The organism is Achromobacter sp. UBA5777 (assembly GCF_002418565.1).
Lineage (GTDB): Bacteria > Pseudomonadota > Gammaproteobacteria > Burkholderiales > Burkholderiaceae_B > Achromobacter > Achromobacter animicus.
Window position 1 is genome coordinate 1 of sequence record NZ_DIEJ01000051.1, and the last position, 12,589, is coordinate 12,589.

Here is a 12,589-nt window from a genome sequence, read left to right on the forward strand (position 1 = left end):
CGGGTCCAGACTTCGCAGCGCACGCGCTGGCTGTCGTCCAGTTGGACAGCGGGAGCGGACGCGGCGACGGGAGCGGTCAAGGTTTGCATAGGTTTTCCTCGGAAAGTGATGCCGGACGCTTGCCCGGCGGGTAAAGGACGGCGCGCGCCGGTAGGTTGCGCACCGCCCCGGATTCCGGCAACGCTAGGCCGGGGTGCAGCAAGACGATTGCTTGGCCAGCAGTTCCGCGTCGCACTTGGGGCAGAACTCGTGGTGCCCGGCCAGGTAGCCGTGATTCGGGCAGATGGAGAACGTGGGCGTGACCGTGATGTACGGCAGGCGGAAGTTGGTGAGCGCGCGGCGCACGAGTTGCTTGCAGGCCTCGGCGGTGGACACGGCCTCGTTCATGTACAGGTGCAGCACGGTGCCGCCCGTGTACTTGCTTTGCAGCGTTTCCTGCAGTTGCAGCGCGTGGAAGGGATCATCCGTGTAGCCCACCGGCAACTGGCTGGAGTTCGTGTAGTAGGGCTGGGCGTCCGTACCCGCTTGCAGGATGCCGGGGTAGCGCTTGCGGTCTTCGCGGGCGAACCGATACGTGGTGCCCTCGGCAGGCGTGGCTTCAAGGTTGTAGAGGTGGCCGGTTTCTTCCTGGAATTCGGTCATGCGCTGGCGCACGCGGTCCAGGAGGCGCACCGCAAAGGCGTGGCCGGCGGGCGTGGTCACGTCTTCGGCATCGTCCGTGAAGTTGCGGATCATCTCGTTGATGCCGTTCACGCCCAGCGTGCTGAAGTGGTTGCGCAGCGTGCCCAGGTATCGGCGGGTGTAGGGGTAGAGGCCCTGGTCGATGTAGCGCTGCACGACCTTGCGCTTGGTTTCCAGCACGTCGCGGCCCAGCGCCAGCAGGTAGTCCAGGCGCTCCATCAGCCGCGCTTCGTCGCCGCGGCAGGTATGGCCAAGCCGGGCGCAGTTCACGGTCACCACGCCGACGGATCCAGTCTGCTCGGCTGAACCGAAAAGGCCGTTGCCGCGCTTCAGGAGTTCGCGCAGGTCGAGCTGCAGGCGGCAGCACATGGAGCGCACCATGTGCGGCTCCAGGTCGGAGTTCAGGAAGTTCTGGAAGTACGGCAACCCGTAGCGCGCCGTCATTTCAAACAGGCGCTCGGTGTTGGGATGGTCCCAGTCGAAATCGGGCGTGATGTTGTACGTGGGGATGGGGAACGTGAACACGCGGCCCTTCGCGTCGCCGGCCATCATGACCTCGATGTAGGCGCGGTTGATCATGTCCATCTCGGCCTGCAGGTCGCCGTAAGAGAAGGGCATTTCCTCGCCGCCCACGTAGGGGATCTGGTCCTTCAGGTCGGCCGGGCAGGTCCAGTCGAACGTGAGGTTGGTGAAGGGCGTTTGTGTGCCCCAGCGGCTGGGCACGTTCAGGTTGAAGATGAGTTCCTGGATGGATTGCTTGACGTCCGCGTAGGTCATCGCGTCGCGGCGGATGAAGGGCGCCATGTAGGTGTCGAACGAGCTGAACGCCTGCGCGCCGGCCCATTCGTTCTGCAGCGTGCCCAGGAAGTTAACGATCTGGCCGATGGCGGCCGACATGTGTTTGGGCGGCGTGGATTCGACCTTGCCGGGAATGCCGTTGAAGCCTTCGGTCAGCAACTGGCGAAGCGACCAGCCGGCGCAGTAGCCGCTGAGCATGTCCAGGTCGTGGATGTGGATGTCGCCTTCGCGGTGGGCATGGCCGGCTTCCGGGGTGAAGACGTTGGAGAGCCAGTAGTTGGCGGTGACCTTGCCGGCGACGTTCAGGATGAGGCCGCCCAGGCTGTATCCCTGGTTGGCGTTGGCGTTGACGCGCCAATCGCGCTGTTCCAGATACTCTTCCATGGCGCTTTCGACGTCGACCAGCGTATGGCGCAACGACCGCAGGCGGGCGTGCTGCTCGCGGTGGACTATGTAGGCGCGCGCGGTGCGCCAGTGGCCTGCCTGGACCAGCACGTCTTCAACGCGGTTCTGGATGGTTTCGACGCCGGGGCAGACGTTGCCGTCCAGCTTGGCGATGACGGTGCCGGACAGCGCGCGTGCGCCTTGCAGGTCCAACTCCCCGGTGCTTTGGCCCGCCGCCGCCATGGCTTGCGCGATCTTCTCGCTATCGAATGCAACGACGCGGCCGTCGCGCTTGAGGATGTGTTGGATTTCCATTGTTGGCACCATATGTAGTGGAGTGCGAAGACTCTATCACCACATATGGTGCTGCGACCGGACGGATACGGCTGGATGTGGATGCCGGTTGACCCGCATCAAATGGCCGAAAACCGTCGTGAATTTGCGCAATGCGGCGATCGGTCGCACCCGGCGCCTGCGGCCGGCCTGGTACCTGGCGGCCGCGCCCGGTCCGAGACCGGATCAGAAGCCGATGCTCACGCCCAGCAGGGAAATCGCCACCGCGACCGCCGCCGTGCCGGCGGCCGGCCGCGGGGCCCAGGACAGCAGGCCAAACCACAACAGCGCGCCCGCGGACAGCCAGCCCAGCCAGACCACCATGCCCAGCACGTCGCCCCACAGGCCGACGCAGGGAAGGATTGCCAGCCCCATCAGCAGGACCCCCGCGCCGCGCAGAACGCGCGTGTGGCCGGCGTGCGGATCGCGCGTCCAGACCTGGTGATAGTGACGGGGGGTGGCGAGCGCCAGGCAGGCCATGCCGGCGTAGGTCAGCAGCAAGGCCATCGCGATGGCGCAGAGGTCGTTCATGGTCATGCGGCTGCTTTGTTGCGCGGGTCGCTGTGCCTGCCGGGTGGCGCGACGCCCTTGCGCTGTTGTGGGTAATGCCCCCGATTCTACGGGAATCGGCGCGGCGTCCGGCTTTGGAGCGCTTTGTATTTTCTGCACAGCTTCCGGGCCGCCACTGCACGGACTGCGGCAATCGCCTGCCCGGATCGGCGGACGCAGCCTCGGGAACGCGAATTGCTGTGTTCGCGCCTCCATCGGAAGCGATCGCCCGCCGTGCGCATCGTTGATGACCTACGACAAGGAGCCCGACCATGAAACGCAAAGCCGGAAACGCCCGCCAGATCAAGGAGCTGCTGTACCAGGCGCTGGAAACCGAGATCGGCGGCCTTGCCATTTACGAGACCGCGGTCAGCTGTGCCATCAATGAAGACCTGAAGAAAGAATGGCTGGGCTATCTGGAAGAAACCCGCACCCATCGCCGTGTGTTGTTGACGGTGTTCGAACAATTGAAGCTGGACCCGCAGGCCAAATCGCCGGGCCGTGACGTGGTGCGCCATCTGGGCGAATCGCTGGTGCGGGCGATGAAGATGGCCATCAACGCCGGCGACCCGGCCGCGGCTCAGCTGGTGGCGACCGAATGCGTGGTGCTGGCCGAGACCAAGGACCACGCCAACTGGTCGCTGATCGGGCTGATTGCCGAGCAGCAATCGGGCGAAGAAGCCAAGATCCTGAAGCAGGCCTATGACGCCGTGGCAACCGATGAGGACCATCACCTGTATCACACGCAAGGCTGGTCGCGCGAGCTGTGGATCGAGTCGCTGGGCTTCCCGGCCGTGCTGCCGCCGCCCGAAGAGGTGAAGAAAGTGGAAACCGCCATTGGTGCGTCCCGTGCCGAGCAGGCGCGCGAAACGATGCTGACCCATTAAGGAGAACGAATCATGCCAAGCAAGAAGCCAGCAAAGGGCGGCGCGCTCGACACCGCCTACATGAATACCGATAGCGGTCCGGCCACCGGACCCGCCGGCAAGCCGACCCACCCCGCGCTCCAGCGCGCGGCTGCCGTGGGCGCCACGACAGGCGCCATCCCCCACAACGCCAACAAGGAAGCAGAGTACGGCGAGCAGGCCGCGCGCTGTCCTTACGCCGGCGCACACGTGGGCACGGTGGATCCGGCCGTGGGCGCAAGCTCGCTGTCCGAGAAGGAAGTCTCGGACAAGACGGGCGACGCCGCCACGCCAGGCGTGAACCAGAACGACGGTACGTTGCCCCGCGTGCGCGCCGACGGCGGCGGCCAGGCTCTGACCACCAACCAGGGCGTGCGCATCAGCGACAACCAGCACTCGCTGAAAGCCGGGCTGCGCGGGCCGGCGCTGCTCAAGGACTTCATCCTGCGTGAAAAGATCACGCATTTCGACCACGAGCGCATCCCCGAGCGCATCGTGCACGCGCGCGGCTCGGCGGCCCATGGCTACTTCGAGTGCTACAAGCCGCTGACGGACCTGACCGCTGCGTCGCTGTTTGCCGAGGCCGGCAAGCGGACCCCGGTCTTCGTGCGCTTTTCGACCGTGGCTGGCGAGCGCGGGTCCAAGGATACGGCGCGCGACGTGCGCGGCTTTGCCGTGAAGTTCTACACGGACGAGGGCAACTGGGACCTGGTGGGCAACAACATGCCGGTGTTCTTCATCCAGGACGCAATGAAGTTCCCGGACCTGGTTCACGCGGTCAAGCCCGAGCCGCACCATGGCATGCCGCAGGCGGCGTCCGCGCACGATACCTTCTGGGACTTCGTGTCGCTCATGCCCGAATCCACGCACATGCTGATGTGGGCGATGTCGGACCGTGCGATTCCGCGCAGCTACCGGATGATGCAGGGCTTTGGCGTGCACACGTTCCGCTTCGTCAACGCGCAGGGCGAATCGCGGCTGGTGAAATTCCACTGGAATCCGATCCTGGGCACGCATTCGCAGGTGTGGAACGAAGCGGTCAAGGTGTCGGGCGCGGATCCGGACTATCACCGCCGCGACCTGTGGGAAGCGATCGACGCGGGCCACGGCCCCGAATGGGAACTGGGCGTGCAGGTCTTTACCGAAGATCAGGCCGAAGGCTTCAGCTTCGACGTGCTGGATGCCACCAAGATCGTGCCCGAGGAATTGGTCCCGGTCGTGCCGATTGGCCGCATGGTGCTGGACCGCAATCCCGACAACTTCTTTGCCGAGACCGAGCAGGTGGCGTTTTGCGCCGCGCACGTGGTGCCCGGCGTGGACTTCACGAATGACCCTCTGCTGGCTGGCCGCATCCATTCCTACGTCGACACGCAGATCTCGCGCCTGGGCGGCCCGAATTTCCACGAGATTCCCATCAACGCGCCGCTGGCGCCGGTGCACAACAACCAGCGCGACGGCATGCACCGCCACGCCATCCATCGCGGCCGGGTGGCCTATGAGCCCAATTCGCTGGCCGGCGGTTGTCCGTTCCAGGCGGGTATGGACGGCTTCGTGTCGTTCCCGGAGCCGGTGACGAGCGATGAAATGCGCGGGCATCCCGAAAAGTTTGCCGAGCACTACAACCAGGCCACGCTGTTCTACGACAGCCAGACCGCCTGGGAGCGCAAGCACATCGTCGACGCCTTCGCGTTCGAGCTCAGCAAGGTGACGGTGCCGCAGATCCGCGAGCGCATGGTCGCGTCCCTGCGCAACGTGTCGGACGAGCTTGCGCAAGGGGTGGCCGACCAGCTTGGCATGGCGCTGCCGGATCCGCTGCCGCGCGCGACGAAGAATCCGCCCAAGCCCGAGGTGCAGGTGTCGCCGTCGCTGTCCCTGACCGCGCGGCCGGGCGATGGCAGCATCGCCACGCGCAAGGTCGCCATCCTGGCGGCCGAAGGCGTGGATGGCAAATCCGTATCCGCGGTGGCCGACGCGCTGATTCAGGCGGGCGCCGTCGTGCGGCTGGTGGGTCAGCGCATCGGTCCCGTCCAGAGCGCCGAGGGTGGCGCGTTCGATGCGGATGCGTCGCTGGATAACCATCCGTCCGGCGTGTTCGACGGGGCGGTGGTGGCGGGCGGCGCCGATGCCGCGGCGCTCCTGGCTGCCGACGGTCGGGCGCTGGAGTTCCTGCGCGACGCCTACCGGCACGGCAAGACGCTGATGGGTATTGGCGACGGCGTGCAGGTGTACGCGGCGGCGGGCATCGACCCGGATCCGAACGACGGCGGTCTGCTGCTGGGCGGGGAAGATCCGCAGGCGTTCATCGCTGCACTGGGCAAACATCGCCATCCGGAGCGGGAGACCACGCCACCGAAGGTATGAGGGACGCGCCCGCACGGGTAAGAACGGATCATTGACACGTGCGGGGCGGCTGCGAATACTGACTCGGCAGGTCGGGCGAGCGCAGCCAGCGCTCGCCCTTCTTAACCGGGGGAGAGGCCGTATGAACCGCGCGTCCGTGTTGCCTGTGAGACTTCTTGGCTGGCTCTGTGCCAGCCTTTTGACTTTTTCCGCCCTGATCAGCTTCTCCCCGCCCGCGAGGGCGGCGTCGTCGGCGGAGATCGGCGCCGACGCGATGGCGGCGCTGGAGCAGCTTTACTCCCAGGATCCACGCATGCGTGAACTGGGCAAGCAGGCTGTCGCGGTGCTGGTGTTTCCCGACATCATCAAGGGCGGCTTCCTGGTCGGCGGCGAGCGCGGCTCCGGCGCATTGATCCGCCGCGGCCAGGTCGAAGGGTTTTATTCGATATCTGCACTGTCTTTCGGGTTCCAGGCCGGCGCCCAGCAGTTTTCGTACGCGCTGTTCTTCATGAATGAGCCGGCGCTGGCATACCTGGATCAGAGCGACGGGTGGAGTCTGGGGGCGGGGCCCAGCCTGGTCGTGGTGGATCAGGGCTACGCCGCCAGCATCTCGACCACCACCTTGACGCAAGACGTGTACGCGGTGCCGTTTGGCGAGCAGGGCCTGATGGCGGGGATGGGTCTGCAAGGATCGAAGATCAGCCGCATGGATCCGAACTGAGTCATTTGCAGAAATGGGGGCGGGACCCCGGTTGGCGTCCCGCCGGCCGTCATTCCAGCGTTATGCCCGCACGCTGGGCGATGGCGCTGAAAGTGGCGATTTCTATCGCAATCTGCTCGCGGAAAGCCTGACCTGGCAGGAAGACCGGATTCAGTGACAGTTCCGATACGCGCTTGCGCACCTGGGTGTCCTGCATGATTTCCGCCATTACCCGGTTCAAGGTGTGCATGACCGGAGTCGGCGTGTTCGCCGGCGCGACCAATCCGTACCAGCCGACGAACGACACCTCCGGCATGCCCGCTTCGGCGAAGGTCGGCACGTCCGGCAATTGCGGCATGCGCTGTTCGCCGGTGACGGCCAGTGCGCGGATCTTGCCGGCGGCCACGTGGGCTGCCGACGCCGAAACTGTGTCCACTGCCAGCGCGATCTCACCGCCGATCAGCGCAGTCATGAGTTGCGCGCTTCCCTTGTAGGGCACCGGCGTCATCTTGGCGCCGGCAGCCTGCGCGAACATCTCGCCGGTGAGGTGGGGGGCGGACCCGGAGCCGAACGTACCGTACATCAGTCCGCCTTTGGCGCTTTCCTGTCGTGCGAGCTCAGCCGCCTGTTGTGGCGTCGCCGCGGGCAGCGCATTTTGCGCCAGCAGCACGACGGGCGCCATGGCGACGATGCCGATGTGCTCGAAGCTGCGCACGGGGTCGTAGGGCAGCGACGGTTTGAGTGCGGGTAGGACGCTGTACGTGGTGCTGCCGGACAGCATGAGCGTGTAGCCGTCGGGCGCTGCGCGGGCGACGGCTTCGGCGCCGATAAGGGTGGAGGCGCCGGGGCGGTTCTCGACGATGACGGGCTGACCCAACTTGCCCGTCATCTTGGTGGCGAGCAGGCGCGCCACCGCGTCGGTGGCGCCGCCCGGCGTGAACGGGACGACGATCTTGATGGCCTGGTCCGGATACGCGGCGTGGGCATTGGCGGCGGCAAGTGTCAACGCCAACAGGGCGGTGCGAAGTCTGGCGGTCATGATGGGGCTCGGTCGGTTCAGGCGTAGGTGGACGATTGGGAGCAGGCTTGTTCGAGCAGGTCGGCGCCCTCGGTGCCGAGGTCCCAGAAAAGGCCGGCCATGATGGCCAGGCCTTCCCGGGCGACGCTGCCTAGCAGGTGTTCATTGGGCGCGTGCTGCGCGCATGCGGGATAGGAGTGAGGCACCCACAGGGTGGGAAGGCCAAGCTGGTCGGCAAAAATGTCGTTGGGCAGGGAGCCGCCCAGGTTGGGCAAGAGGGCCGGCCGTTTGCCGGTGGTGCGCTCGAGCGAGGCGGCGGCCCAGCGCACCCACGGGGTGTCGGGCGACAGGCGCGTCGCGCCCGCCTGCATGCCGACACGAACCTCGACGTCGTCGAAGCCGCCCTGATGCAGGTGTTCGACCACGTGTTCTTGCAGGGCACGCCAGTCGGTGCCGACCACGAAACGCAATTGGCACCAGGCCGACGCTTCCGGAGGAATGGCGTTCACGGGCTTGGCGGGGTCGCCGGCGCCGAATGTCAGGACGTCGAGACTGTTCCAGCCGAATACCTTTTCCGGCGAGGTCAAGCCGGGTTCGCCCCACCAATCGTTGATTTGCGGATCGTCTACGCCACCACCGACTTCCAGGTCTCCCAGCGCCAAGGCGACCGCTGCGGGGATGGGCGGGGGGCGCAGCCCGGGCACGGCGATGCGGCCGTTCGCGTCCACCAGCGAACTGATCGCATGCGTCAGCCGGATGGCCGGGTTGGAGAGCAGCCCGCCCCAGTTGCCGGAATGGTAGCCGCGTTCCCGTGCCCGCACCTTGAGTTCGAAATTGACTGCGCCGCGCGAGCCCATGAACAGCGTGGGCCGCGCGGCGTTCAGGCGCGGCCCGTCGCTGGCGATGAAGACGTCGGCGGCCAGAAGATTGCGGTGCGTCTTGCAGAACGCGGCCAAGCCGGGCGAGCCCGCTTCTTCGCCGGTCTCGATGAGCCAGATCGTGTTGAACCCCAGCGCGCCGCCGCGAGCGGCGATGACACGCGACAGCGCCTCAAGGTTGATGGAGTGCTGGCCCTTGTTGTCGGCCGTGCCGCGCCCGTACCAGCGGTCGCCTTCGACCTGCAGGCGCCAGGGGTCCCGGCCGGCGTCCCATTTGGCGGCGTTGCCTCGCACCACGTCGCCATGACCGTACATGAGGACGGTCGGCAACTCGGCCGCTTCGATCCGGCGCGCGACCAGGATCGGCAGGTCCACCCCGGCAGGGTTGCGATGCACCGCGCAGGAAAAGCCCAGTGCCGACAGGCGCGGGACCAGCTCGATGGTCAGGTAGGCATGCTGCGCCGGGGCCTGGGTGGAGACTTCGCTTTCGGTGGTGTACGCGATGCGGCGCGCAAGGGTGTCCTGAAGGACGCCGCTGTCATACGCTTCTGTCGCGTGGAGAATGGCTTGTTCGCGGGTCATGGCGGTTCTCGGGGCAGTACGGAAAAACAAAAGTATTACGGTTCTACGCGTGCCACAATTAGATATTTCGCACTTTTGCGTTGCCATAAAGGCATCTCATCCAGGAGCCATCCATGATCTCCCTCGGTCTCAGATATTTCCTGGAAGTTGCGCGCTGCGGATCGATCGCGGGCGCGGCGGCCAGCCTGCACGTGGCGGCATCCGCCGTCAGCCGGCAGATCGCCAAGCTGGAAGACAGTCTGGGCATCGTGCTGTTCGAACGCCAGGCGCGCGGCATGGCGCTCAGCGAGGCCGGGCTTCAACTTGCGGCATACGCCCGGGCGGCCGCGCTGGAGGCCGAACGCGTCACCAAGGAGATCCGGCGGCGTAGCGCGCTAGGCGACGTTACGATCCGGCTGGCCTGCAGCGAGGGATTCGCACACCGATTCCTGCCGCTGTGCATGGCCGACTTCAAGCAGATCCGGCCCGAAACGCGTTTTCATCTTCAGGTGGACCGGCCGGAGGAGGTGATTCGCCGGATTCTCGAGGGAATGTCGCAGATCGCGCTGCACTACACGGTGGCGCAGGACGATCGCCTGAAGACCGAACTGCTGACGCGGGCGCCGGTTTACGCGGTGATGTGTCGGCAGCATCCGCTTGCCGCGCGCCGTGCGATCAGCCTGCGTGACCTGGCCGACGTGCCGGTATCGGTTGGCGATAAGGGTACGACCGTGCGGCAGCTTTTCGATACCGCGTGCGCCAATGCCGGGTTGCATATCGAGCCGGCCTACGTATCCAACAATTCGGCGGCCTTCCTGCCCATGCTGCCGGGCAGCCGGATCGTGGCGCTGACGGGCTACCTGACGTTGATGGGAGATCCGCAGGGCACTGCGCTGGCCGCAGTGCCCTTCAGCAACCCGGAGATGCGCCAGCGCAGCATCCAGGCCGTGACGCTGCAAGGGCGTACCTTGCCGCCTCTGGCCAAGGAGTTTCTGGAGTTCATGGCGGCGCGGCTCACCGCGGCGCCCCGCGCGCCGGATCTGGACAAGGGCGGCGCGTGAAGGGCGATGCCTAGACCGACCGCACGAACAGGGCGCGCAGCTTGTTCCAGAAATCGCCGCCCAGAACGAAAAAGCTGGACACCAGCATGACGTCGCCCAGCAGTTGCGCCTGCCACAGCCGCGGCCGGAAACCGGGCCAGATCTGGTCGACATAGGGTTCCAGCATCGACGTCAGCAGCGGCAGGATGAACATCACCATGCCGATGGCGTGGCGTACGGGGCCGACCTTCTGCACGGGCGCCAGCTTCTTCGCGTGACCGCCGATGATGGCCTTGAGTTGCTGGAATCCCTCTTTGCCCATGACGGCGATGCAGGTGATGAGCAGCACCTTGTTGGCGATGAAGATGGCGCCGGTCAGTGCGGCGATGCGCGATCCGGGGATGTCCATCGCGGCGCCGATGGGGATCAGGAACCAGAGCGCGAAGGCCAGGATGAAAATTCCGATCCCGCACTTGAAGCGCCAGCCCATTGCCGGCGCGGGTTGGGTTGGCAAGTCTTGGACACTCATGGCGGTCTCCTTGCAAGGGGTGGAATTTGAGGCGTGGGAATTCAATGCATGTGAATCAAGTTTCGGTAACCCGGCGGCGTGAGGAAAATATCCCCGGCTTGCGCGGCGCACGCGGCCGGGGTTCGAGCAACTGCAGCATCAGGCAGGCATACAGGGTGACGGCGATGAACAGCCCCATGCGCACGGCGAAGGCGGTATAGACGTCCTTGCCCGCCACGCTGTCCTGCACCGACTGGCCGAGCAGGATGATGAGCGTGATCAGGGTGTTCAGCCAGAAGCTGGGCGGATGCGGCGTGGGGCTCAGCCGGTACAGCTTTCTGGCCATCACCAGCCCGAATAGCAGCATCCACAGAAAGTACATCCACAGGCTGGGGAAGGGCCGCAGGGCGATCCAGAACCCCACCGCTAGCACGCCGGCCAGCAGCGTCGACCCCAGGATCTCGCGTGCCGCGCCATGCGCCGCCGTGACGCAGCTTTGACGGCCCAGGCTGACCGCCTTCAGGATGATGGGCATGTAGCCCAGCGGATCGGTCATCGCCAGCAGAAAGGCCGGCAACACGACCAGCGCCGCGCGCAGGGCCATGCGGCTTGCCTCGGCGGTCGGCAGAACAGGCGGGGGCGGCGGCGCCGGCAGGCCGGGCGGTTCGGGAAACAGCGCGTGGCAGACCCCCAGCACCAGGGCGGCCAGCAGCAGCGCTTTGACCAGCGCCTCGATCACCGTCACCGCCAGCCCGAAATCCAGGGTGCCTGCCGCGGAAATCATGGTCAGGCCGATGATCAGGAACGTCGACACCAGGTTGTTGCCGCCGCGCAGCCCGTGGCGAAACGCGAGGAACAGGCACAGGCCGACGATCAGCACGCCGCCGGCCGGGTAGTAGCGAAGCAGCGGAATCAGCAACAGCCCGCTGCCCGTGGTGAACAGCGCCACCAGCGCCAGGCCCAGGCCGGCTTTCAACGACAGCGGCCGGTTCATCTGCGCCAGCAGGAATACCCCGAGCACCGGCGCAATCATCGGGATCGGCATGTCCAGCCCGAAGCTGATCGCCAGGCACAGCGCCGTCCCCACGCCCAGGCGCAGGGCACGCTGGCCGCGCGGGGCGCGCGGGGGGGGGGGGGGGTGGCACCCCCGCCCCCCCCCCAACGCCCCCCCCCCCCCCCCNNAGGGCACGCTGGCCGCGCGGGTCGCGCGGGGGGGAGATGGCGTCAGTAGGCATAGGAAAGCCAGCTCATCAGCCGCAGGTACAGGCGGCCAAGGGGGTTGAGCGGATTGCCGGGGTTGGGAAACGCCATCACTTCGGCCTGGCCGCCCACCCGGATGCCGCGCAGGGAGGGAAGCTGTCCGGGATCGAGGTCGATGGCGACCGGAAAGCGTTGGGCGGGGCGCAGCCAGTCGCGGCTGTTCTGAACCGTGGGGAGGCTGCCGGGCTGCGTGGGCGTGCCGACGTTGACGCCATAGCCCACGCTGCGCACGCGGCCCTCGAACACTTGCCCGGGCAGCGCATCCAGGATGATGGCGACCGGCGTGCCTGGGTCGACGTGCCCCAGGTTGTTCTCGGTCATTTCCGCGTTGATCCACACGTCGTGGATGGCGATCAGCGTCATCACGGGCTTTCCCGCCGCGGCGAATTGGCCGGCGTCGGTCCGCAGGTCGGTGACCAGGCCCGCGGCGGGGGCGCGCACCTGCGTGTTGGCCAGGTCCAGTTCGGCCTTTGCGACCGCGGCGGCGGCGCTGCGCAGCTTGGCGTTGTCTTCCTCGCTGCCGCCTTCCTGTTCGCGCGCTCGCTGCACCTCGGCACGCGCGGCCGCCACCTGGCTGACCGCCTGGGCCAGATTCGCCCGCGCGATCTCCAGCCGGCGCAGCGATATCGTGCCC

11 protein-coding genes are annotated in these 12,589 nt (G+C 66.6%); 4 read left to right on the forward strand and 7 right to left on the reverse strand.

Annotation, left to right across the window (positions count from 1 at the left end; genetic code table 11):
- Positions 1-183: 183 nt before the first annotated feature.
- Together B3446_RS03570 and B3446_RS03575 are read right to left on the reverse strand one after the other, a co-directional pair.
- Complete coding sequence (locus B3446_RS03570) at positions 184-2,178, reverse strand: ribonucleoside triphosphate reductase (protein ID WP_291377331.1); 1,995 nt, start codon at positions 2,176-2,178, stop codon at positions 184-186.
- Between the two features lie 204 nt (positions 2,179-2,382).
- Positions 2,383-2,733: a DUF3325 domain-containing protein gene (locus B3446_RS03575; RefSeq protein ID WP_191575356.1), complete on the reverse strand. Its 351-nt coding sequence runs from the start codon at positions 2,731-2,733 to the stop codon at positions 2,383-2,385.
- 284 nt (positions 2,734-3,017) lie between these two features.
- Here B3446_RS03575 and B3446_RS03580 point away from each other — a divergent pair, with 284 nt between their 5' ends.
- From B3446_RS03580 to B3446_RS03590, 3 genes are all read left to right on the forward strand, one after another.
- Complete coding sequence (locus B3446_RS03580; RefSeq protein WP_175136306.1) at positions 3,018-3,632, forward strand: hypothetical protein; 615 nt, start codon at positions 3,018-3,020, stop codon at positions 3,630-3,632.
- 12 nt (positions 3,633-3,644) lie between these two features.
- Positions 3,645-6,011 (forward strand): catalase, encoded by a 2,367-nt coding sequence (locus B3446_RS03585; RefSeq protein ID WP_291377332.1) that lies wholly within the window; start codon positions 3,645-3,647, stop codon positions 6,009-6,011.
- A 178-nt stretch (positions 6,012-6,189) separates the two neighbouring features.
- Positions 6,190-6,711, forward strand: a complete 522-nt coding sequence (locus tag B3446_RS03590; protein WP_291377333.1) for a lipid-binding SYLF domain-containing protein — start codon at positions 6,190-6,192, stop codon at positions 6,709-6,711.
- A 49-nt stretch (positions 6,712-6,760) separates the two neighbouring features.
- On the opposite strand, the gene B3446_RS03595 is transcribed toward B3446_RS03590, so the two are convergent.
- Both B3446_RS03595 and B3446_RS03600 read right to left on the reverse strand, forming a co-directional pair.
- Entirely contained in the window at positions 6,761-7,729 is a 969-nt protein-coding gene (locus tag B3446_RS03595; RefSeq protein WP_291377334.1) for a Bug family tripartite tricarboxylate transporter substrate binding protein, read from the reverse strand.
- Positions 7,730-7,746: 17 nt separating this feature from the next.
- Positions 7,747-9,168, reverse strand: a complete 1,422-nt coding sequence (locus tag B3446_RS03600; RefSeq protein ID WP_291377335.1) for a M20 family metallopeptidase — start codon at positions 9,166-9,168, stop codon at positions 7,747-7,749.
- 113 nt (positions 9,169-9,281) lie between these two features.
- On the opposite strand from B3446_RS03600, the gene B3446_RS03605 reads away from it, so the two are divergent.
- On the forward strand, positions 9,282-10,208 hold the full coding sequence (locus tag B3446_RS03605; RefSeq protein WP_291377336.1) for a LysR family transcriptional regulator: 927 nt from the start codon (positions 9,282-9,284) through the stop codon (positions 10,206-10,208).
- 10 nt (positions 10,209-10,218) lie between these two features.
- Here B3446_RS03605 and B3446_RS03610 read toward each other — a convergent pair whose 3' ends face one another.
- From B3446_RS03610 to B3446_RS03620, 3 genes are all read right to left on the reverse strand, one after another.
- Entirely contained in the window at positions 10,219-10,716 is a 498-nt protein-coding gene (locus B3446_RS03610; RefSeq protein WP_291377337.1) for a transporter suffix domain-containing protein, read from the reverse strand.
- Positions 10,717-10,771: 55 nt separating this feature from the next.
- Positions 10,772-11,857: a DUF2955 domain-containing protein gene (locus B3446_RS03615; protein WP_291377338.1), complete on the reverse strand. Its 1,086-nt coding sequence runs from the start codon at positions 11,855-11,857 to the stop codon at positions 10,772-10,774.
- A 62-nt stretch (positions 11,858-11,919) separates the two neighbouring features.
- A partial coding sequence (locus tag B3446_RS03620) for an HlyD family secretion protein (RefSeq protein WP_291377339.1) occupies positions 11,920-12,589 on the reverse strand: 670 nt, incomplete at its 5' end.

Bases quoted from the DNA above. Each gene is read 5' to 3' on its own strand.
- B3446_RS03575 (WP_191575356.1), bottom strand. From the start codon at position 2,733: ATGACCATGAACGACCTCTGCGCCATCGCGATGGCCTTGCTGCTGACC.
- B3446_RS03605 (WP_291377336.1), top strand. From the start codon at position 9,282: ATGATCTCCCTCGGTCTCAGATATTTCCTGGAAGTTGCGCGCTGCGGA.
- B3446_RS03600 (WP_291377335.1), bottom strand. From the start codon at position 9,168: ATGACCCGCGAACAAGCCATTCTCCACGCGACAGAAGCGTATGACAGC.
- B3446_RS03610 (WP_291377337.1), bottom strand. From the start codon at position 10,716: ATGAGTGTCCAAGACTTGCCAACCCAACCCGCGCCGGCAATGGGCTGG.
- B3446_RS03585 (WP_291377332.1), top strand. From the start codon at position 3,645: ATGCCAAGCAAGAAGCCAGCAAAGGGCGGCGCGCTCGACACCGCCTAC.
- B3446_RS03595 (WP_291377334.1), bottom strand. From the start codon at position 7,729: ATGACCGCCAGACTTCGCACCGCCCTGTTGGCGTTGACACTTGCCGCC.
- B3446_RS03580 (WP_175136306.1), top strand. From the start codon at position 3,018: ATGAAACGCAAAGCCGGAAACGCCCGCCAGATCAAGGAGCTGCTGTAC.
- B3446_RS03570 (WP_291377331.1), bottom strand. From the start codon at position 2,178: ATGGAAATCCAACACATCCTCAAGCGCGACGGCCGCGTCGTTGCATTC.